The following is a 20738-nucleotide window of genomic DNA, read 5'->3' on the forward strand; positions in this document are numbered from 1 at the left end:
AAAAGTAGGTCGAATATGAAACGCATGTCTGTCGGACTTTTGCTCTCCTTGTTGTTCTGTATCATCCTGGTCGTCGTGATAGTGCAGGGAGCTTATTCAATCATATCTCTGCAATCGATTGAACAAAGCTCGACACAGATTGTTCAAAAACGCGTACCGTCGTTCATAGCGCTTGGACAATTAAATGCCGACATTGGTGATGTTCGTATCGCGCAGAGCGCGTTGCTAATCTCCGGCAAAGATGAATTCGACGGGCGCCGCGTAGCACTTGGTAAGGCAGAGCAAGATGTTGCAAGTGACCGGGCCATTTACGAGCCCTTGATGGTCGACGAAGGCGATCGAGAGCTCTATGGAAAATTTGCGGCTGCATGGACATCGACCCAGGAGCTCTGGGACAAGGTTGTAGCGACTAAGCAAGCGGATCAAGTAAGTGCATCAGCGTTATTTTATGGCGATTCGTTCAAAGCCTACACTACGGCGTCAGACGACATTCAGGCGGCTGTAAACGATCTCGCTCAGAATGCCAAGGATGAAGGCGCTGCAAGCCAAGAAGCGATTTCGTGGACCAAAAGCGCAACATACATTGGCCTATCGATTGCGGTTGTGCTCGGTATTTCCGCGATGGTGATGAGCTATATCCGGATCGTTCGGCCCGTCATTTCGATGACAAGCTTTATGACGCAGTTGGCGAATGGGGACACGACCACTGGCGTCCCCTCTCTAGGGAGGGGTGATGAAATTGGTGCAATGGCTGCTGCTGTCCAGCATTTTAAGGATGGCATGCTGCGCAATAGCGCGCTTGAACTCGAGGCGGAAGCCTCTCGTCGTCAGGCCGAATTCGATCGTGCTCGACTAATTGAAGAAGCAGAGACCGCCGCTCGGAAACACATGCAGGAGGCAACGGCCGGTCTGGCGTCTGGCCTTAAAAGACTGGCAGCTGGCGATTTGTCGTTCGAACTAACTGAGACCTTTTCGCCGGACTTCGAGGCCCTTCGTCACGATCTGAATGGGGCAGTTTCCCAGCTTGCGAATACATTGCGATCCGTCGCACAATCGACCAGCTCGATCGACGGCGGTGCACGCGAAATAAGCCGTAGTGCCGACGACCTGTCGCGCCGCACGGAGCAGCAGGCTGCCTCCCTCGAGGAAACCGCCGCTGCTCTCGACCAAATTACGGTTAACGTTTCGAACTCGTCAGAGCGTGCTGATGAAGCGAGAGCCGTTGCAATTCAGGCCAATGCGAGTGCTGCCCAATCTGGAACAGTGGTTGCCAACGCCGTTAATGCCATGCAGCGAATCGAAGCGTCGTCAACACAAATCTCCAACATTATCGGCGTCATCGATGAGATCGCCTTTCAGACCAACCTTCTGGCGCTGAATGCTGGGGTCGAAGCAGCCCGAGCCGGCGAAGCCGGCCGTGGATTTGCCGTCGTTGCCCAGGAGGTCCGCGAATTGGCCCAGCGTTCTGCAAAGGCAGCTAAGGAGATAAAGGGGCTAATAAGCACGTCGACTGCGGAGGTCGAGAGCGGCGTCAAGCTTGTGCGAGCGACCGGTGATGCGCTGAAAACGATCGAGACCTATATCGTCACCATCAACCAGCACATGGATTCGATCGCCACGTCGGCGCGCGAGCAGTCGACAGGCTTGGGCGAAGTCAATACCGCCGTCAATCAAATGGACCAGGTGACGCAGCAAAACGCTGCCATGGTTGAGGAGACGAATGCCGCGAGTGCCACATTGGCCGCGGATGCCGTCAACCTTCGTGACGTGATTTCGCAGTTCAACCTTGGCGGCAACGCCGTCAGAGCGTCAAACGTTTCCGCACTCCGCGAGACAGCATCAGCTATGGCAAAGCCTTCGCATGTGCCACAAAGGCAGGTCCCAGTTCCAGCGCGCAAGATGGTTGCTAACACCGGTCGCGCGGCTGAAAGCTGGGAAGAGTTTTGATTCCCATCGAACTCACTATACCGCTTGAGACCGAGCGAGCACGCTTCGAAGGGAGCATTAATGAACATTGGCGAGTTAAACGAACGTGTACGCGAAGCAGATGACTCCCTTCGGCCCTCTGAACGGAGGGTTGCTGACCTACTCCTATCGGATTGGGAATTTTTAAAGACGGCTTCCGCATTTGATTTTGCTGTTAGGGCGAACGTCAGCGAGCCAACAATCGCTCGGTTTTGCAAGGCGATCGGGATGACGGGAACTAGACAGTTACGAAGAGCGCTTGTCGATTCTGATATTGTAGATGCGGATCAATTGGCCTGAAGATATCTGTACTGCCAAGCGCACATAACCGGACAGTGGCCCAGATTTTTCGATTTGGGTATCAATCGAGCCCATATTAAGTCATCTCTATATTAAGAACCGCGTACGGAGTCGGAGTATGACGCTGGGATTGTCCAATCGAGATGCCACAAATTTCCTGGAACGGATTTCTGCGACAACAATTGTTAACCATGCCTGTTGGAGATGTACCGTAGCGGGACTGCCAATTACGCGCGACAACGTAAACCTCTTCATTGGCGATTTTGCCAACCCTAGTGAGCCCAGAGCAGCGAGTCTTATTCGTCGTGTTGAATTAGTGGTACGCGAACTCATCGCCACCAAAGACTTATTCGAGCGAGCTTCCAATTTTTTGCAGTAATCTTGGTGGGCGGTGAGGCTGGAAATTCTTCACAAAAAATATCGGCGTGGCTGTCCTAGAAATTGCTAGACCGTGCGTACTGTTGGAGCAAATGGCGATGCCTACGAGAAAAATCCTCAAGACTGCGGACTCAAAACTCAAGATGATCGAGGAGAGTATTGGGGTGGGAACCTGGACATGGGACCTTGATACGTCGGAGGTGGCGTGGTCGTCCGGTCTTTGTCAAATTTTAGGAGTTGATTTTCACACAGTTATCCCAAGCATCGACCTCTATCAATCGCTGGTCTATCCAGACGACCAAGTCGATTTCGACGACGCCATTGGGATTGTAAACGAGCGCAGGCTCGAAAACAGAAAATTCCGTATCATTCGGCCTGACGGCATAGTTCGTTGGCTCCAGAGCAAGGCGAGACCGCATTGCGATCGGACTGGCAAAACGGTGATGCTAACGGGCGTTATCCGGGATGTTACAAGCGATGAGGATATGCAGGCCAAGTACCTGAGTCAGAAAAAATCAACAGCGATCCTGACAAAGCTCTTGGGCGGCTGGGTTTGGCGGGCGCACCCGAATGGCAAACTAATGGAAACAACGCACTGGACCAAGCTCACTGGGCAGACTTTACAAGAGGCCCATGACTGGGACAAGCTGGACGCAGTTCATCCGGATGACCGGCAGTGTTTTCGCGATACCTGGTCCTCCGCAATTAGACATCAGGATAGGTGTGAGGTTACGGTACGGGTAAGAACAGCAGAAGGGAACTACGTAACCATGCACAGTCGCGCGCTCCCTTTGACAAATGTTGACGGAAACATCTTGCTATGGCTAGGCCACTCTGCTTTGGTTGAGGAAGCTGCCAAACAAGGCGAAGTGGTATTGTTGGACAGCGCGCAAATTAGGGCGTCGAGATCGCTACTCAATTGGACAGGCCCAGAGTTAGCAACGAAAGCAAATCTGTCATTTTCAACTGTCCGCCGGATGGAGCAAAATTCCATTACGGTCAAGTCCGACAACCTTGTGAAAGTGCGTGCGACCTTTGAAGCTGCAGGCATCATGTTTACCACGAACGCTTGGGGTAATGTGGCGATGAGCTTAAACCGATCTACAGGACTCGCCCGCAGGGTCGAAATGCAAGCTAAGCCTTAGTGTCTGTTCAAGAATGGCGGGCGTGCGCGGGGTTGAGTGAAGGGCGGCAATCAGATTCTTTGTATTTTGCGACAAATACGGAGAGATCGAATGGCCTGGACACCCTTCACCCGGCGTCACCATGACAGAAGCCGCATGCGCTACGCAAGTGATCTGAATGACCGTGAGTGGAGCTTGATCGAGCCCTTCATGCCGAGGCAGCCTCGACTGGGCCGCAGACGCAAGACGTCGCTTCGGGCGGTGATGGACGCGATTTTTTATCTGCTGCAGTCAGGCTGCCAATGGGCATTGCTGCCGCATGATTTTCCACCGAAGAGCACGGTCTACCATTATTTCAAACGGTTTTGCCGGGACGGGACGTGGCGTCGTATCCATGACGCGCTCTACTGCCGAACGCGGCAGCTTGAGGGGCGAGAAGAGCAACCGTCATTTGCCATCATCGATAGCCAATCAGTGAAGACCGGCCCGGATGCTCGTCTCGATATCGGCTATGATGCGGGTAAGAAGATCAAGGGCCGCAAGCGGCACATTCTGGTCGATACTCTTGGCATGCTTCTGAAAGCCGAGGTCCACTCGGCAGGAATTCAGGATCGTGATGGAGCAGCACTTGTTTTCGACAGGCTCGCCAACCGTTTTCCCTTTATCGAGAAAATCTGTGGCGACGGCGGCTATCAGGGCACAACGGTAGAAGAGGCCAGCCCGCGACCGATGGAGATTATCAAACGAAACCAGGCCGGTTTCCAGGTGCTACCGAAGCGATGGATTGTCGAACGAACGCTGGCTTGGCTCGGCATAAACCGCCGAATGGCAAAGGATTTCGAGCGTTTCTCGGCCACAAGCCTAGCCTTCATCCAAACAGCAATGATCAAGCTCATGACAAGAAGGCTCGCTGTATCCATCCGAGGTGAACCGCAGGATTTTTGCTTTTGCGCGTGGTAAATTGGCGGGATGGAGATCGACGAAGGCAAAATCGACGATGCTGTGCTGGCGCTGCTATGGCTGACGCTTCACAACGAGCGTTGCGCCTGGAAGGGTTTTGACTGGGCTACGACGGATCGGTTGCATCAGAAAGGCTTGATTGGCGATCCGGTGAACAAGTCGAAGTCGCTGGTGCTGACGGATGAGGGTCTACGCCGATCGGAAGAGCTTTTCCGGCAGTTATTTACGCAGCAACCGCAATCTCCGCCGCCTTGATCCTCTTCCATTCCCATGGCAACAATTCGTGCAGGTGGGAGACGGGCAGATCGGCGATGCGAGCCAGCACGTCCGCCAGCCAGGCCTTCGGATCGATATCGTTGAGACGGGCCGTGGTGATAAGGGTCAGCATGATGGCAGCCCGGTCTGCGCCGCGATCGGACCCGGCGAAGTTCCAGTTTTTCCTTCCGCAAGCCACGCCGCGCAGAGCTCTTTCCGCCGCGTTGTTCGTCATGCAGATCCTGCCGTCATCGGCGTATCTGGCAAAGTCCTGCCAGCGCGACAGCATGTAGTTGATCGGCTCAAGCACCGGTGAGGATCGCGACAAACCTTCGCGCTCCTGCCGCAACCAGGTCTCCAGCTCTTCGAGCAGCGGTTTGCTCATTTCCTGGCGCACGGCAAGTCGCTCACCGGCGCTCTGGCCGTTAATGTCGCGCTCTATGTCAAACAGCGCATCGATACGCTTGACCGCCTCCAACGCCGTCGCAGAGACAGGCTTTGCCCCTTTGCCCCGCCGGGCACTTCGCGAGACATCTGCCAACTCGAAGAACTTTCGGCGCGCGTGGGCAAAACAGAAGGCCGGCGTCACCGGGATCTGTTTCTTGGTCCGATCGAAGAGCGGCCTCTCGGCACATGCAAGCATGCGCCTGCCGGCTGAGAGATTGAAGCCATTGTAGCAATCAGCCTGCAGGATACCGGTGAACTCGGCCAGGTGTCCTTGCGGATGCTCACCCCGCCTATCACTGGAGGCGTAGAAGACGGCCGCCGGCGGTGATAGCCCACCAAACGGCCTGTCGTCGCAAACGTAGGTCCATATGCGCCCCGTCGTGCACTGGCCCTTGGCGAGGATCGGGATGGTGGTGTCGTCGCCGTGCAACCGCTCGGCCGCAAACACATGGGTCTCAATGAGATCGAACAGCGGTGTGACTGCGGCGCTGACGTAGCCAACCTGGTCGGCAAGCGTCTGGGTGGACAGATCGATCCCTTCACTGCGAAAGCGACGGCTCTGGCGGTTGAGCGGCTGATGCTCAGAGAATTTGTCGAAGACGATGGTGGCGAGTAGCTTGGGGCCGAGAAAGCCACGTGGCGTTGCATGGAAGGGTGCGGGCGATTGGCTGATGCAGCCGCAGTCCCGGCACGTGAACTTCTCCCGCACGGTCTCAACGACCTTGAAGCGGCGCGGGATCTCCTCCAGCGTCTCGGTGGTGTCCTCACCGAGCTTCGACAGGCGTTCGCTGCCGCAGTGATCGCAGGCACTGGGCGCGTCGATGACGACGCGCTCGCGCTCGATAGTCTCTGGCCAAGGCTTGCGCACTGGCCGCTTGCGGGTGAAGGCACGCACGACTTGGGTTTTGGCGGCAGACACTTGTGAAGCGAGCTCGTCCTCGGTGGCATCGGCAACCAGCTCCTCGAGCTGCAATTCCATCTGGTCGATCAGCCGCTGGGTGCGCTCCCGGCTTGGACCATGTTTGTCGCGTTCCAGCTTGGCGATCAGCAATTGCAGATGGGCGTTGAGCGCCTCGATGCTGGAAAGTTTTGCCTTGGCGCTGGTGGCTTCCGCCTCGGCCCGCAACCGTGCCTCGCGTTCTATCAGCAGCGCGGCGTGGGCGCTGGCAAGATCGTCAGGAAAGGAAAGCGGTGGTAACGACATGCCAGAATAAGAGCATATTTCTTCAACAAATTCAATGATGAAGAAACTCAAACGCGTGTTGGACGCCAAGTTTCCTGAGGAGCTCGCCAGTCAATTCCAGAGAGCAAATAGGAAAGCTGCGCCGGTGTGATCGCCACCGCGCCACCCTGCACATTCGGCCAGATAAACCGGCCGCGTTCTAATTTTTTCGTGAACAGGCATGCGCCCTGGCCATCATGCCAGATCAACTTTATCAGGTCACCGCGGCGGCCCCTGAAGCAGAACAAATGACCGCCCAGCGGATCATGCTTTAAAACTTCCTGCACCCGAAGGGCCAAGGATGGAAAGCCACACCGCATGTCGGTATGTCCGGTCGACAGCCACACCTTGATCTCCGCCCCCATCGGAAACGGATTCATCGCAATGTCTCCAAACCACGCATGATCCGTAGCAAAACGTCCACATCGATATCCTGGCCCATGATCACACGCCGGCCGTTCGCACTCACCACCTCTATGCGACCCCGGTCGGTGATGGGAGACGGCACCGCGACAGTTTCCGCAGGAGGCGTGCTCGCAAAAACAGGCTCGGCAGCAACGACAATCGCTGGAACAAACTCGTTCGTCGAGCGGTGGACAAGGCGTCCTTCCCGCACGGCCCTGCGCCAGGCATTCAACTGCCAACGCGTGATCCCGTGACGCTGCGCCGTGACTGTTACCTGCCGCGGGCCAGCATAACTCTCAGCCACGATCGCCAGCTTCGCTTCATCCGTGAAACGCCGCCGACGCCCGCTATCGACAATCTCCATCCGGCTGAAACGCCCCGAGTGATCGCTTGTGATGTCCATGAAAGCACCGTCTATATTGCCGTCTATATAGACAGAGCATCCACACGATCACTCAAATCCGCAATCCGGTTCAGCTCGGATGCGTACGGCTCGCTCGATACCCGCTTTCTTGAACAGACTCTTAGGGCTCTTTGCAGATGTTAATCAAGACTAGTCGGCCTGTGGCCAAATCTCGCTCAATCTGGCCGAATGGGCAGCTTTAACGTGCGAGCGGTGGAATTTCGATTTCTAGTCGTTGACCTACCACTCCTGCGGATCGATGTAATTGAGCTTTGCCGTCATGATCGGTACGGCCATGAAGGCACGATCAGCGCCACGATCTGATCCTTTGAAGAGGCGACATTTTCTGCCGAGTGCCATCACATGTTCATTCTGCTCATGTCGGGCAGGTGGTTTCATTATCGCTGGCACCCATTTTACGGTGGTTGGTTTCGGCAGGATACCCGCCTCGGGCCGTATAACAAGGTTCGCGTAACGCCCGCCTCATATGATGGTTCGACGCACCTTGGAGTGATTTGAATGCCGGTTAGCGCCCTGTCGGTCCTCGCGCCCAACGCGCTGGATGGCTTTATTGACCTTAGATCGGTCCCGAAGCATAGATACTTCGGTAAGAACGACATCATAGATAGGCTGCGACGGGCGGTATCGTTTGACTATATCGCAGTGTCGGGACTTGACGTCGACCACTATCGGTTTGGGGAGGGCTTCTCGATCGACTCCGATCTGCCGCCCGCTTTTCTCGAGGCCTACGACGCCGATCAACTCTATCGCGACGACCCGTTTATCCAAGCGGCAAAATCGGCGACGTCGGTGATCGCCGAGAACGAAGTCTATAGGGAGAGGGAGCCGCTTCAGAGGCTTTTATACCTTCAGCGGACCTTCGGCGTTTTCAATCGGACCATACTCCCGATACTTCGTGATGCCACCGTTTACGGAGCGGTGACATTCACCCGGTCGACGCCATTTGACGACGACGAACTTACGTTCCTGGCACTCGTGGCGGAAACCATCCATACAGCCGTGACCAAGCCTTTAATGGAGAAGTTCGCGGCCGAGCACCTGAGACTGTCGAAGGGCGAAATGGCCTGCCTTTCCAATGCCAGCCTCGGCCTTACGAGCGATGGCATAGCCAAGGCCACAGGGTACCAGGTGGACACTGTTAACAGCTATGTCAAATCAGCCGTGAAGAAGCTTGGCGCAGCGAACCGAACCCAGGCGATCGCCGAGGCGATACGTCGACGTCTTATCGCCTGATTTACCAAGTTACACGACGACAGACGAGCATTTTCGAATATGCCGTATTTATCAGATGCGATTAACGCTCGCTAAACGGTTCGCCCCTATTTCTGGGGTGTCCATGCAAATCTGCTGACGCCGATATGATATCGGCGCTGACTTTCGGGCGTAAATAACGCTGTTGAAAGCCTTGGACGAGCCCCCACGGCATGTCGTTCCGGCCCAGCATCGAAATCTGACAAACAAGGTGTTCAAATGCGCACATACGTTCGCACGGCAGCGATTGCTGCCGTGATGCTTTTTCCTGCCTGCTCCTTCGCACTCGACGCGCCGAAGGGTGACGTGGTCCTTACCGTCACCGGGAATTTGGATCATCCCAATGTCGGCAAGACAGCCCAGTTCGATCTCGCCATGCTCGAAGGATTGCAAGGTCGCAGGGCGACGATGGCCACCCCCTGGACCACAGGCAACGTAGAGTTCTCCGGGCCACTTCTGCGAGCCGTGCTGGATGCGGCTGGTCTTCACGGTACGACGATCAAGCTGGTCGCGCTGAACGACTATGCCGCAGAAATACCTTTTACCGACGCTACCGCGATGGACACAATTCTAGCAACGCGGATGGATGGACAAACGATGCCTGTCCGGGACAAGGGGCCCTTGTTCCTCGTCTATCCATTCGACAAGGATAGCTCCCTCTACAACGAGAAGTACTTCTCGCGTTCCGTCTGGCAGATCAAGACGATCGAAGCCAAGTGATGAAAGGAACCGCCCGACAGAACGGCGACGTGATACGCCGCGTCAGCAAGGTGACTGCGCTGCTGCAGCTTTTCTCGGCGCTCCTGCTGGTCGGGGTCATATATCTCCTTTCGGGTATCTACCACCGGTATGAGGCGCTTCAGGACGGAATACGCGAGAACGCTCTCTGGTCCGTTTACCAACTCGATCGGGAGGCGCGTCGCCTGAGCGAAGTGGCCAATGCGATGGGCATTCGTCGGGACATTTCACCCGGATCGCTCGAGGAGCTGTCAACACGCTTCGACATTCTCTATTCGCGCATGGCCATTCTGAAAAAAGCCAACCTCGATCTCAATCTGAAGAGGGTGCCGGAGTTAAGCCAACGCGTCGCTCAAATCGAGACGGCGGTTCTGTCCCAAGCCCCGTGGTTCGACGCGATAGCCGCAAAGAAAGATGCCAGCCTCGCCCAATTGGATGAGTTCGTCGTCATGCTCGCACCTTTGCTTTCGGAAACGGAAGAATTGCTGACCGGCGTGAACAGCAAGGTCAGCGCGGAGAGGGCCGACGCCAGAAATGCCGTTCAATCGCTCCAAATCCAGACCGGGATCGTCACGGCGTTGTTGGCCATGTGTGTCGGCGTGCTCGTTCTCACACTCCATCGGCAACTGCGGTCCGTCCGTCTCGCTGGTCTTGAATTCGAGAACATCGCGCGCGAACTGACCGACGCCTACGCTAGGGCCGAAGCCGGAAACCAAGCCAAGTCGCAATTCATGGCGACGATGGGTCACGAAGTTCGAACGCCGCTGAACGCCATTCTAGGGACCGCGGAGCTTCTGGAACTCGGCGACCTTCCGGACGGCACGAGGATCGGCATCCAGACCATCCGCAGGTCGGGCCAGGCGTTGCTCGAAGTTCTCAACGAAGTCCTTGATTTCGCCAAGCTGGAAAACGGCAAGATCGACGTCCACCTCGGACCTGCGGATATCGCCGGGCTTGTGTCCGCTGCTGTCGAAATGCTCCGCGACAGGGCGGCTGAGAGGGAGAACACGCTTGTTGCCGACATTCCCCGAGAGCTGTTGAACATGCTGGTGGTGACGGACGAGACGCGCGTCCGGCAAGTCGTCCTGAACCTCCTCAGCAATGCGATCAAGTTCACCTCTAGGGGTGTTGTCGCCGTCAAGCTCTCGCAGGAAACAATTGCCGGACGCAGCAAACTGCATTTTGCGATAAGCGACACCGGGATAGGCATAGACGAGGAGGGCCAGACCAAGCTGTTCAAACCCTTTTCGCAAGTCGACGCGTCTATATCGAGGACATACGGCGGGACGGGTCTCGGCCTTACCATCTGCAAGGAGATCACTGAGTCACTCGGCGGCAGGATCGGCGTAAGAAGCGCGAAAGGGCAGGGCAGCACCTTCTGGTTTGAAATCCCGGCTGAGGCGGCGGATCGTGCGCTAACCCCGGTACCATTGGTGGACCCGATCGCGATTGGCGATCTCGGGTGCCTCCGTGTCTTGCTGGTCGAAGACAACGCCGTCAACCAGCAGGTGGCGGCGGGGTTTCTGCGCCATCTCGGACAGCAGGTCGTCATCGCCAATGACGGGGTGGAAGCGGTCAAGGCGGCGGAAGCCGCCGACTTCGATCTGGTGCTCATGGACATGCAGATGCCGCACATGGACGGGATAGAGGCGACCAGACGCATTCGGGCGGGCTCTCCCTGGGGGCACAACGTTCCCATCGTGGCGATGACGGCCAACGCCTCCGATGACGACAGGCGTCTCTGTGCAGCTGTCGGAATGACGGGTTTCGAGACCAAGCCTGTCACGTTGCGCCAGCTTTCCCAACTGATCGGGCGAACCGACAGGAGCGCTTTGCCCGGGAAGAAGGATCGCGGGCGTCTTAGTCCGGTTTCTGACACTGACCAAGGGAGCAGCCACAGGCGGGACGTTTTGGAAGCTCTTGGCGAGCAAGCGTATGGCGAACTTCTCGACGGCTTCTTCGACGACGCGGGCGTCATCCTCGTCCAGCTGCGAGAGGCCATGGCCGCCAGTAGCAACGGCGACCTCGATCGGCTGCTTCATAAGCTCACCGGCGCTGCGGCCAATCTCGGATTGGAAGACCTCGCGTGTCGTGCGCGGGCGTTTGCAAGTCGACCGTTTTCGGTCCGGGAGCTGGAGGCGCTGCATCTGGATTTACAGAACCATAGACAGTTGATTGCCTCTTAGGGAGCTACGCATGCGCATACTTCTCGTCGACGACAACATAACGAACCTGAGTTTCCTGACGAAGCTGGTCGCCAAGATCGGTGGCTGCGAGGCAGTGACATTCAGCGATCCCGGCGATGTCCTCGCAGCCATGCCAAAACTTGATTTCGATCTAGCGGTCGTTGACTACCAGATGCCGGGTTACAACGGTGTCGAGTTACTCCGAGAAATCACCATGTTCGAGAAATACCGCGGAAAGCCATTCGTCATGGTGACCGCGGACACCGATATGGCGACCCGCATGGCCTGCCTCGACGCTGGCTCCATCGACTTCCTAAACAAACCCGTCAATCCGCTCGAATTCCAGGCGCGGATGCGTAACTTGATTGCACTGGTCGACGCGCGTAACAAGCTCGCGGATAAGGCCGAATGGCTACGCCAGGAAGTCGACAAAGCAACTGCGGAGATCAGGGAGAGAGAGGAGGAGATTATCGACCGCCTTTCGATAGCCGCCAGCTTCAAGGACATCGAGACGGCGAGGCATACAAGGCGCGTAGGGGCATATTCAGAGGTGATCGCGGAAGCACTGGGCCTGACCCGGAGGGAGTGTGCGGATATCAAGCTTGCATCGCCGATGCACGATATCGGAAAGGTCGGCATTCCGGATGCCGTGCTTTTGAAGAAGGGTAAGCTCACCGAGCAGGAGTTTGCCGAAATGCAGACTCATACGCTTCTGGGATGCGACATCCTGCGCGCCTCGAAATCAAGCCTTCTGAGACTCGCCGCTGAGATCGCCGCCACCCATCATGAAAGGTGGGACGGCCAAGGCTATCCGTCCAGGTTGTCTGGGATAGACATTCCCATCGCCGGAAGAATTGTCGCATTGGCCGACAACTTCGACGCATTGACCACGGCCCGTCCGTATAAGCACGCCTGGTCGGTCGAAGAAGCTGTCGTGCACATACTGTCCCGATCAGGCTCTCAGTTCGATCCCGCATGCGTCCAGGCGTTTGAGGTCGCACTTCCGCAGATCATCGAAATCAAAGTTCGTTTCGGGGAGGCACCCGACGAGATTATGGCATGTTTTGAGGACGGAGGCCGAGAGGTCGCCGCCTGACGGCTATATCCGTTACTCAAAAACGGAGGCCAATTGCAGTCACTTCGCGAACATAGCCGAGTTTGCTCCGATCAGCCTAGAATTCAGCGCAAGCGTCTTGTTTTGTGAGCGCAAGCACTATGAGGGGCGCAAAGGCTGCACGAGGAGCCAGGCCAAATAGGAAGGGAAGTCCGACGCGATAGACGCCAAAATGACCCAAAGGAAAAAGCCAGCTCAGCGGTATCGAGAGGGAATGGCAAGCCAACGTCATGATCGCACCTGCAGCGCGGGGCGAGCGCATCTGCTCGGTGGGTCATGAGGTGAACTTGATTGAGCCCGATGTCCGAAGAGTTCGGCCTCAGGGCTCACGGCGGCAAAGGCTGCGCGGGTACGCGAGCGCCGAAGACATCGAAACGAAGACCGCAGCCCCCGTTGTCGCCAGGCGTGTCCGCATTGATCGCCTCGAAAAGCCGTCAAACCCCAAGCAATCAAGGCATCTCCATGTCGGGTGTATCTATCCGCCGGAAAACAGTGTTCGACACCTGTTTCAGCGGTAGATTGAACCCCGTGATCGATTCCGAGTGGCCGATGAACATGTAGCCACCTTTGGCCAAGCAGTCGCATAGGCGTGTGAGGACCACCAACTGTGTCTGCTGGTCGAAGTAAATCAGCACGTTGCGGCAGAAGATGATGTGCGCGGGTTCGCCCAGAGGATACTTCTGGTCCATCAGGTTCATGCGGGCAAAGCCGACCCTCGACCGCAGTTTTGGAGAAATGCGCACCTCGCCGCGCCCCTGCTGCTTCGGTACCATGACATATTTCTTGCGAAGCTTGCGCGGAACGGGGGAGATCATGTCGACCGTGTAGATGCCCTTGCGGGCTGCCTGCAGCACGTCAGTGCTGAGATCGGTTGCCAGAACGCTGTAAGCGAGGTCGTTGCGCCCCTCCGTAAATTCGGCAAGCACCATCGCCATCGTATAGGGCTCGGCGCCCGTCGAACAAGCCGAGCTCCAGGTCTTGATAGTCCTGATCCCGCTGTTCGCCAGCGCCGGCAATGCCGTTGAAAGCATATATTCGAAGTGCTTTGTTTCGCGGAAGAAATCCGTCTTGTTCGTGGTGACCGCGTCGATAAGGTAGACGGTCTCCTGGTCGAGGCCGCCGTGATTGAACAGGAAATCGCAATAGTCGTCAAAGCTCGCGTGCCGGGTCGCCCGCAGACGCCGGCGCAGCCGCCCTTCCAGCATGGTCAGCTTGGTAGGCGGCATCTTGATGCCGCTGTAATCGTAGATGAAACGAGCCAGCTTGTCGAAATTTCGCTTGCTGATTCGATCTCCCGGCGACTGCGATTCGGACTGCGCTACCCTCATATGCCTGATGCTCCGAATTTAGCGCTGTGCGGCCGACAAGGCCGATGTGTCCTCGCGTGACAGGAGCCGCGCGAGATCGACGATGACGACAAAACCGCTGTCATGATGAACGACGCCGGCGATATAGCCCGATCGCCACCTCACACCGATATCTGGGGCGGCCCCGATCTGGGCATGCTGGAAGCTCGTCACCTCGTAGACGCGGTCGGCGACGAGGCCGAGCGACAGCAGCCGGTCTTCCACCGGAACGTCGAGAACGAGAACCCTTGTGTTGAAGGTTGGGATCGTCTTAGACATTCCAAGTTTCAGCCGGAGATCAATCGTCGGCACACCCTGGCCGCGGACGTCCCGCAGCCCGAGCAGATAGTCGGGACCGTTCGGAATCTTGAAGGCCTCGGCATAATCGAGGATCTCCCGCACTACATCGACTGTTACCGCGAACATCTCGTCGCCAAGACTGAATGTCACGAATTGAGCTTCTTGAACGTTTGAGACCATTGATGTTTTTCCCAGAGAAAATGAAACGGGGTTGTCCGGAGCGGCTAAAAAGCGCCGAATCACTTTAAGCGATATCGCGGAAGTCCCCCCTGCCGCTTCAGGTCCTCTCATCGCCAAATCGAGCGCGAAACGCTTGGCATGAGACTGCTGGGGTGTATTGTGTTGTTGGATGACGTGGAAGCGGTGTGCAAGGAACGGCCGCGCTGGGCTGCAGCCGGAGCCGAACAAGCAGGATTATGGGGGAGGGCATGTTAAGTACCTTTCGAGTGGCCGCCCGTGTGATTTATGATGGTTTTCATGATAGATTTTCTGTTCCCGTCGAACGGGACTTTTGATGAATCTCGCTGTCGATACTGCGCCGGCCCTTTGCAGATGTTGTGGCTACAATTAGATCTGAGCTGCCCTGCTGCTTCGCCTGGTAAAAATGGCCTGCAGGTTGGGAAGGATGATGAATTCGCCGCCGCGCTTGACGAGGTAGCTGATGTAGTCCGGTCGCCAGCGCATGCCGACGCTCGGAGGCGCTTCGCTGGAGGCTTTCGCCAGCGTGGTGACTTCATTCACCTTGTCCGTTCGCAACCCGACCAGTGTCGGTTCGTCCTGGATCGTCAGGGAGATGACGACGATGCGGCTGTCGATGGTCGCTGCTGCCGCTTCCATGCCGAAGGCAAGGCGCAGATCGGCGAGCGGAATGACTTTGCCGCGAAAGTTGATGACGCTGGCAACGAAAGGCTGGCTTCCCGGCACCGCAGTTTCCGGCAGGAGGTCGAGGATTTCCTGAACCATTGCCGCCTCGAGCGCAAATGTCTCGCCGTTCAGATCGAACGTCAGGACCTCGAGTTCATCGGTGTCGTTCCAGTGATTATCGTTCTGAAGGGACTGGTTCATCCTGCTGCACGCAACTGCGCCTCCTGTTGCTGACCGGCGGCGACCAGGTGGACGACGTCGAGAATAAGCGCGACATTGCCGTCGCCGAGAATGGTGGCACCGGAGAATGTCGAGACATCCTGATGCAGCTTGGACATCGACTTGATGACCGTCTGGTGGTCGCCGATGATCTGGTCAACGACGAGACCAACCCGTTCCGTGCCGGTCGAGATGACCACTACCTTCTGATGCACATCCGGCTTGGTGCCGGTGCGGAACAGCTCGCGCAACCTGAGGAAAGGCACGAGGCTGTCTCGCAGCGAGATGAAGCTACGACCGCGCGAGCGCAGATCCTCTTCCAGCGACAGTTCGAGGCATTCCTCGACCGCTGAAAGCGGAATGACATAGCGACCGGTGCCGACCCGCACGAGCAGGCCATCGATGATCGCCAGCGTCAGCGGAATGCGCAAGGACACTTCCGAGCCCTGCCCGTCATGGCTGGTGACGTCGATGGCGCCGCGCAAGGCCTCGACCGTCTTCTTGACGACGTCCATGCCGACGCCGCGGCCGGAGAGATTGGTGATCTGCGCGGCGGTCGAGAAACCGGGAGCGAAAATCAGCTGCAACAGGTCACTGTCCGTCAGCACCTGGCCGAGCTGGATTAGCCCGGAGCTCTCGGCCTTGGCACGCACCCGCTGGCGATTGATGCCGCGACCGTCGTCCTTGATCGAGATGATGACCTCGCCGCCGGATTGGCGGGCCGAGAGTGTCACGGTGCCACCCTCGGACTTCCCGGCCGACAGGCGCTCGGCCGGCGGCTCCAGGCCGTGGTCGATGGAGTTGCGGACCAGATGCACCAAGGGATCGGCCAGCCGCTCGATGACCGTCTTGTCGACTTCGGTGGTTTCGCCTTCGGTGACCAGTTCGATGACCTTGCCGGTCTCGCGGGCCAGATCATGGGTCAGACGGCGAAAGCGGCTGAACAATGTGGCGACCGGCACCATGCGCAAGACCATCATCGTGTCGCGCAGTTCGCCCGACAGCCGCTCGATTTCCTCGGAGACGGAGCGCAATGCCAGTTCGGCGCTGGAATTGGCCAATTGCCGCAGCCGCGACTGGGCAATGACCAGCTCCCCGACACGGTCCATCAGCTCGTCGAGCCGTTCGGCCGGAACGCGGACACTTTCGGATGCCTTGGCCTGGCGGGCATCGGCGGGCGGCGGCGATGATGGTGTTTCAATCTTGACTGGCAATGTCTCGGCAGCCGGGACAATAACAACAGCGGCTGGAACAGCGACCGTGCCTAGTGGAGTGGCCACCGGCAGTGGCACGACGATCGCAGGCTGTTCGGCAACAGGGGCTGGCGCCACGGCGTCCGTCAGCGTCTCGACCTCGAACTTCATGTCGTCGATGACAAAGATGAAAACATCATCGATGGCGGAGCGCGGCTGGTCGGATGTCAAAAACACCTCCCAGGAGAGATGCAGTTCCGTCGGCACCAGCAGGTCGAGTGGCGGAACTCCGGCAGTATCGGCAACGATCCGGCATTCGCCGAGATCGCGCAATTCATCCAGCAGACCGAGCGGGTTGGTGCCGTTGATCATAGCGTTGTGCGGCAGGCTGAAGCGGATGCGCCAACGGTTCAATGCGTCCTTTGCAGCAGCTACGACCGGCTCTGCGGATTTGCCATCGACGGCAGCGCGCAGCAGTTCCAGCAGGCGATCACCCGCCGCCTGATGATCGCCGTTCGGCGTCTCGACCAGGGCACGCATGTGATCCTGCGCCGCGAGCACCGCAGCAACCAGTTCGGCAGTTGCCGGCACTTCACCCTTGCGGACACGGTCGAAGGCCGTTTCGCAATGATGGGTGAACGCGGCCAGCGCGTCGAAGCCGAACATCGACCCGGAGCCTTTCAGCGTATGCAGTCCGCGGAACACCGCGTCGATCTGCGCCTTGTCGTCGAGCCTGCGGGTAAGGTCGAGGAGGCCGCTTTCGATCTGTTCGAAAACCTCGGCAGCTTCAATGCGGAAGACGGCAACCGGATCGAGCGTGTTCATCGGCCGAGCACCTTGCGGGTTATCTTGATCAGGTTTTCAGGATCGAACGGCTTGGTCAGCCAGCCGGTGGCACCGGCCGCCTTGGCGCGGGCCTTGAGGTCGGCATCGGATTCCGTCGTCAGGAAGATGATCGGCACGCCCATGTGCTCGGGCAGCTTGCGCAACTCCTCAATCATCGTCAGGCCGTCCATAACAGGCATGTTGAGATCGGTGATGATCAGATCGAAGGAGCCGCTCTTGGCCTTGGCCAGGCCATCGGAGCCATCGACCGCTTCCGTCACCGTGTAGCCGGCGTTGGACAGGGAGATCTTGGTGGTCATTCGAATGCTGGCGGAATCGTCGACTGTGAGGATTTTTGCCGACATCACACGGCCTCCTTGCATAGCCAGAAATCCGCCGAGGGAGACGCGGCTTCCAGAAACCCTTCGCGTTTAAGGACATCGAGTGGCACGCGGTTTGCCGGAGCGTTCATCCGCAGACTCTTGCCGCTGTCCTTGGCGCTCGTTCTCGCAACCTCGATCAATTGAACGAAACACAGGTCCGCCTCAGCGCCCTCGGGCACAGACAGTTCAACGACGGAGTTCTTATCCAGCAAATCCGCGAGCAGAGTCTGGATCGCAACGATCTGCGGAAGGCGCATACTATTCGGCAGCAATGTCGTTTCGCTCATTTCAAATTCCTCGTGGCAATGGTTTGCGCAACATGATCAAGTTTTCTGCGTTCGCGGGGTCCTACGCTTGCCATCGCCTGTGGGCTGTGATCCGTCCCACCCGAGTAATGTCTCGATCGCTATGGCAGGATCCAGGCCTCAACTACGACATGGGAAAGCCGATATGAGCCGCTTTTCTGTTTCCGCCATGTCAAGCCGTGCAGACCGATCCTTGGGACGTTTGCTCGCACAATTCCGCGCAGACCCGGAAAGCAGTCCGGAGATGCGGAAAGCGCATTCGTCGTCAAGCATTTCCTTGGCCACCTCTACAGGACTGCAAAGCATTCATCCTTGAGATCGAACGTCACATACGGTGATTTAAAGGCGTTCGTAGCCCCGATCATGCGCTTTCTTTAAAGTCAGAATCTTCGGAATCCGGCCCCCCCATCGACATATCGAGCATCAAGCCCTTAACACGAGCCTGCTGGCTTGCAACCGTTTGGCCAAATTTGAATGTTGGTGCCTTGGCTGCCGGTCTTGCCGGGATGTTACTCTTAAGCCAAGCCTTGGCCGGCTGACCACGAGATGCCTGCATTTTATCACTCCCGGCATTGTCGACCTTAAAGAAGGCGATAGAGGCCTGAAGTTCCTCGGCCTGTGCGGCAAGTTCTTCAGAGGTTGCCGACATCTCTTCGGAAGCACCGGCGTTTTGCTGGGTCACCTTGTCGAGCTGCTGGATTGCTTCATTGATCTGACTGGCGCCGATATCCTGTTCGCGGCAAGCAGCGGAGATTTCCGATACCAGCTCTGCCGTCTTGCGGATGTCTGGCACCAGTCGGGTAAGCATCGCACCGGCGTCCGTCGCAATGCTCACCGTTTCACTCGAAAGGCCACTGATTTCGGCAGCGGCAGACTGGCTGCGTTCCGCAAGCTTGCGCACTTCGGAGGCAACGACGGCAAAGCCCTTGCCATGCTCACCCGCACGGGCCGCCTCCACGGCTGCATTCAGAGCGAGAAGGTCGGTCTGGCGGGCAATCTCCTGAACAATGGAAATCTTCTCGGCGATCGTGCGCATCGCAGCCACGGCCCGGTTGACGGCCTCGCCGGAAGCTTCGGCATCCTTCGATGATTGGCGTGCGATCTTTTCAGTCTGAGCAGCGTTATCAGCGGTTTGCTTGATATTCGACGCCATTTCTTCCATTGAGGCCGCGGCCTCTTCAGCCGCTGCGGCCTGCTCGGTGGCACCTTGCGAAAGTTGCTCTGAACCGGACGATAACCTCTGTGAACCCACTGATACATTGTCACTGGCGGTCAATGCATCGGCAACGACTCCGCGAAGTCGCTCGACCATGGACAGAAGAGCGATTCCCAGCGTGTCCTTGTCGGAAAGCGGCTCTGGTTCAACGGTCAGGTCGCCACTGGCGATCTGGTTGGCAATGGCTGCAGTGTTACGCAGATTGTCGACCATATTGTTGATCGCATTCTTCATACGCTCGTGATCGCCTTTACATTCGGTTCCCACATGCTGGGTAAGGTCACCGACACTCACCTGAAGAAGCACGCGATTACCATCTGAGATCGGAAGAATAATAGCGTCCAGCATGCCGTTGATTCCGAAGATTACCTTGGCGAAATCCCCAACGAAACGATCTGGAGCACCGCGCTCTGAAAGTTTGCCGGCCGTAGAAGCCGCAATCAGCCGGTGAAGTTCAGTAATAATCGCCCGCAAGTTTCCACGCAGGGTCTCGATCGTCTCATTGATGAAAGCCTTCTTGCCGGGGAATAGCTCGAGCGGCGCATCAAAATTGCCCTCGCCAAGTTCCTTGATGCAGGCCATGGCCTTTTTCTTGACCGCGATATGGCCGCTGACCATGCCGTTGATGCCCTTGGCCATGACGGCAAAGTCACCCTTGAATTTTTCTTCCGGTACGAAGACATCAATATCGCCCTTATCGTGCTCAATAGACATCGTATTCATTTCGGCAATCAGGCCTTTGAGGTTGGCGCGCAAGGTTTCGATTGTCTCGTTGATAAAAGCCTTTTTGCCTGGGAACTGCTCAAGTGGCGCTTCGAAGTTGCCCTCGCCGAGCTCCTTGATGCAGGCCATGGCCTTTTTCTTGACCGCGATATGGCCGCTGACCATATCGTTGACGCCCTTGGCCATTATGGCAAAATCGCCCTTGAACTCCTCTGAGGGCAACATGACATCGATGTTGCCCTTGTCGTGATCTCCTGACATACGCGCGATAGATGCTCCGAGCGTCTGCATCGGCTCCATGCTCTCCTCCAGCAACCGGTTGATAGCGATCAACACCTCTCTGGCTTCGCCTGTCGCTACATCGAGATTTGCACGCTCGGAGAGGTTCCCGCGGGAAACGCTGCCACAGAGCCGCTCTATTTCGTCCAGAACCACCCGAGATCTGGAAGATTTCTTCATTTGTGTGTAGAAAGACATTCTATTTCCCCTATCGGAAGCTGTTTTGGGACTTGATTTATCTGATATCGTCGCATACGACCGCTGACGTTGAGAACAGACTGGCCAGGCTTGTCGAAGCCGAGCAGGTCATCAGAGC

The 20738-nt window shown here is 57.2% G+C and carries 19 protein-coding genes; 9 read left to right on the top strand and 10 right to left on the bottom strand.

All coding sequences use genetic code 11. The features are described 5' to 3' along the window. The first annotated feature begins 15 nt into the window (after positions 1-15). From J5274_RS25400 to J5274_RS25420, 5 genes are all read left to right on the top strand, one after another. Positions 16-1947: a methyl-accepting chemotaxis protein gene (locus J5274_RS25400; RefSeq protein WP_219275749.1), complete on the top strand. Its 1932-nt coding sequence runs from the start codon at positions 16-18 to the stop codon at positions 1945-1947. Between the two features lie 60 nt (positions 1948-2007). After that, positions 2008-2265, top strand: coding sequence for a MurR/RpiR family transcriptional regulator (locus J5274_RS29485; RefSeq protein ID WP_219275750.1), 258 nt, complete (start codon positions 2008-2010; stop codon positions 2263-2265). Positions 2266-2741: 476 nt separating this feature from the next. Beyond that, the gene (locus J5274_RS25410) at positions 2742-3788 is read left to right on the top strand and encodes a PAS domain-containing protein (RefSeq protein WP_219275751.1); all 1047 of its coding nucleotides are present in this window, start codon (positions 2742-2744) and stop codon (positions 3786-3788) included. Positions 3789-3878: 90 nt separating this feature from the next. Beyond that, on the top strand, positions 3879-4727 hold the full coding sequence (locus J5274_RS25415) for an IS5 family transposase (protein ID WP_219275752.1): 849 nt from the start codon (positions 3879-3881) through the stop codon (positions 4725-4727). A gap of 9 nt (positions 4728-4736) precedes the next feature. Further along, positions 4737-4982, top strand: a complete 246-nt coding sequence (locus J5274_RS25420) for a DUF6429 family protein (protein ID WP_142832635.1) — start codon at positions 4737-4739, stop codon at positions 4980-4982. Here J5274_RS25420 and J5274_RS25425 read toward each other — a convergent pair. From J5274_RS25425 to J5274_RS25435, 3 genes are read right to left on the bottom strand one after another with little or no spacing between them, the layout of a single operon-like run. Then, entirely contained in the window at positions 4951-6633 is a 1683-nt protein-coding gene (locus J5274_RS25425; RefSeq protein ID WP_219275753.1) for an IS66 family transposase, read from the bottom strand. The two genes, J5274_RS25420 and J5274_RS25425, sit on opposite strands and share 32 nt — an antisense overlap. A gap of 47 nt (positions 6634-6680) precedes the next feature. Beyond that, positions 6681-7031 (bottom strand): IS66 family insertion sequence element accessory protein TnpB, encoded by a 351-nt coding sequence (tnpB, locus tag J5274_RS25430; protein ID WP_143122947.1) that lies wholly within the window; start codon positions 7029-7031, stop codon positions 6681-6683. Then, the gene (locus tag J5274_RS25435; RefSeq protein ID WP_142832636.1) at positions 7028-7459 is read right to left on the bottom strand and encodes a transposase; all 432 of its coding nucleotides are present in this window, start codon (positions 7457-7459) and stop codon (positions 7028-7030) included. The genes tnpB and J5274_RS25435 overlap by 4 nt, the downstream gene beginning before the upstream one ends. 519 nt (positions 7460-7978) lie before the next feature. On the opposite strand from J5274_RS25435, the gene J5274_RS25440 reads away from it, so the two are divergent. From J5274_RS25440 to J5274_RS25455, 4 genes are all read left to right on the top strand, one after another. Beyond that, the gene (locus tag J5274_RS25440) at positions 7979-8713 is read left to right on the top strand and encodes a LuxR family transcriptional regulator (RefSeq protein ID WP_219275754.1); all 735 of its coding nucleotides are present in this window, start codon (positions 7979-7981) and stop codon (positions 8711-8713) included. 237 nt (positions 8714-8950) lie between these two features. Beyond that, positions 8951-9451, top strand: coding sequence for a molybdopterin-dependent oxidoreductase (locus J5274_RS25445; protein WP_219275755.1), 501 nt, complete (start codon positions 8951-8953; stop codon positions 9449-9451). Further along, a complete protein-coding gene (locus J5274_RS25450; protein ID WP_219275756.1) occupies positions 9451-11655 on the top strand; it encodes an ATP-binding protein in 2205 nt (734 codons plus the stop codon). The genes J5274_RS25445 and J5274_RS25450 overlap by 1 nt, the downstream gene beginning before the upstream one ends. A gap of 10 nt (positions 11656-11665) precedes the next feature. Further along, entirely contained in the window at positions 11666-12751 is a 1086-nt protein-coding gene (locus J5274_RS25455) for an HD domain-containing phosphohydrolase (protein ID WP_219275757.1), read from the top strand. A 467-nt stretch (positions 12752-13218) separates the two neighbouring features. Here J5274_RS25455 and J5274_RS25460 read toward each other — a convergent pair whose 3' ends face one another. The 7 genes from J5274_RS25460 to J5274_RS25490 form a co-directional block, all read right to left on the bottom strand. Next, on the bottom strand, positions 13219-14097 hold the full coding sequence (locus J5274_RS25460) for a protein-glutamate O-methyltransferase CheR (protein ID WP_219275758.1): 879 nt from the start codon (positions 14095-14097) through the stop codon (positions 13219-13221). A gap of 18 nt (positions 14098-14115) precedes the next feature. Next, the gene (locus J5274_RS25465; RefSeq protein ID WP_219275759.1) at positions 14116-14595 is read right to left on the bottom strand and encodes a chemotaxis protein CheW; all 480 of its coding nucleotides are present in this window, start codon (positions 14593-14595) and stop codon (positions 14116-14118) included. Positions 14596-14982: 387 nt separating this feature from the next. Beyond that, positions 14983-15480 carry a chemotaxis protein CheW gene (locus J5274_RS25470; protein ID WP_219275760.1) on the bottom strand — a complete coding sequence of 166 codons (498 nt, stop codon included), beginning with the start codon at positions 15478-15480 and terminating at the stop codon, positions 14983-14985. Next, the gene (locus J5274_RS25475) at positions 15477-17516 is read right to left on the bottom strand and encodes a chemotaxis protein CheA (protein WP_219275761.1); all 2040 of its coding nucleotides are present in this window, start codon (positions 17514-17516) and stop codon (positions 15477-15479) included. The genes J5274_RS25470 and J5274_RS25475 overlap by 4 nt, the downstream gene beginning before the upstream one ends. After that, a complete protein-coding gene (locus tag J5274_RS25480) occupies positions 17513-17881 on the bottom strand; it encodes a response regulator (RefSeq protein ID WP_219275762.1) in 369 nt (122 codons plus the stop codon). The genes J5274_RS25475 and J5274_RS25480 overlap by 4 nt, the downstream gene beginning before the upstream one ends. Continuing rightward, positions 17881-18186: a hypothetical protein gene (locus J5274_RS25485; protein ID WP_219275763.1), complete on the bottom strand. Its 306-nt coding sequence runs from the start codon at positions 18184-18186 to the stop codon at positions 17881-17883. Before J5274_RS25485 ends, J5274_RS25480 begins: the two co-directional genes overlap by 1 nt. A gap of 379 nt (positions 18187-18565) precedes the next feature. Further along, positions 18566-20620 carry a methyl-accepting chemotaxis protein gene (locus J5274_RS25490; RefSeq protein WP_219275764.1) on the bottom strand — a complete coding sequence of 685 codons (2055 nt, stop codon included), beginning with the start codon at positions 20618-20620 and terminating at the stop codon, positions 18566-18568. Positions 20621-20738: the final 118 nt, after the last annotated feature.

Source organism: Rhizobium sp. L51/94, assembly GCF_019355555.1.
Lineage (GTDB): Bacteria > Pseudomonadota > Alphaproteobacteria > Rhizobiales > Rhizobiaceae > Rhizobium > Rhizobium rhododendri.

Coding starts and splice junctions, on each gene's coding strand:
- J5274_RS25445 (WP_219275755.1), top strand. CDS start 8,951: ATGCGCACATACGTTCGCACGGCAGCGATTGCTGCCGTGATGCTTTTT.
- J5274_RS25425 (WP_219275753.1), bottom strand. CDS start 6,633: ATGTCGTTACCACCGCTTTCCTTTCCTGACGATCTTGCCAGCGCCCAC.
- J5274_RS29485 (WP_219275750.1), top strand. CDS start 2,008: ATGAACATTGGCGAGTTAAACGAACGTGTACGCGAAGCAGATGACTCC.
- J5274_RS25475 (WP_219275761.1), bottom strand. CDS start 17,516: ATGAACACGCTCGATCCGGTTGCCGTCTTCCGCATTGAAGCTGCCGAG.
- J5274_RS25400 (WP_219275749.1), top strand. CDS start 16: ATGAAACGCATGTCTGTCGGACTTTTGCTCTCCTTGTTGTTCTGTATC.
- J5274_RS25415 (WP_219275752.1), top strand. CDS start 3,879: ATGGCCTGGACACCCTTCACCCGGCGTCACCATGACAGAAGCCGCATG.
- J5274_RS25440 (WP_219275754.1), top strand. CDS start 7,979: ATGCCGGTTAGCGCCCTGTCGGTCCTCGCGCCCAACGCGCTGGATGGC.
- J5274_RS25470 (WP_219275760.1), bottom strand. CDS start 15,480: ATGAACCAGTCCCTTCAGAACGATAATCACTGGAACGACACCGATGAA.
- J5274_RS25465 (WP_219275759.1), bottom strand. CDS start 14,595: ATGGTCTCAAACGTTCAAGAAGCTCAATTCGTGACATTCAGTCTTGGC.
- J5274_RS25460 (WP_219275758.1), bottom strand. CDS start 14,097: ATGAGGGTAGCGCAGTCCGAATCGCAGTCGCCGGGAGATCGAATCAGC.
- J5274_RS25450 (WP_219275756.1), top strand. CDS start 9,451: ATGAAAGGAACCGCCCGACAGAACGGCGACGTGATACGCCGCGTCAGC.
- J5274_RS25480 (WP_219275762.1), bottom strand. CDS start 17,881: ATGTCGGCAAAAATCCTCACAGTCGACGATTCCGCCAGCATTCGAATG.
- J5274_RS25455 (WP_219275757.1), top strand. CDS start 11,666: ATGCGCATACTTCTCGTCGACGACAACATAACGAACCTGAGTTTCCTG.
- J5274_RS25485 (WP_219275763.1), bottom strand. CDS start 18,186: ATGAGCGAAACGACATTGCTGCCGAATAGTATGCGCCTTCCGCAGATC.
- J5274_RS25420 (WP_142832635.1), top strand. CDS start 4,737: ATGGAGATCGACGAAGGCAAAATCGACGATGCTGTGCTGGCGCTGCTA.
- tnpB (WP_143122947.1), bottom strand. CDS start 7,031: ATGAATCCGTTTCCGATGGGGGCGGAGATCAAGGTGTGGCTGTCGACC.
- J5274_RS25435 (WP_142832636.1), bottom strand. CDS start 7,459: ATGGACATCACAAGCGATCACTCGGGGCGTTTCAGCCGGATGGAGATT.
- J5274_RS25410 (WP_219275751.1), top strand. CDS start 2,742: ATGCCTACGAGAAAAATCCTCAAGACTGCGGACTCAAAACTCAAGATG.
- J5274_RS25490 (WP_219275764.1), bottom strand. CDS start 20,620: ATGTCTTTCTACACACAAATGAAGAAATCTTCCAGATCTCGGGTGGTT.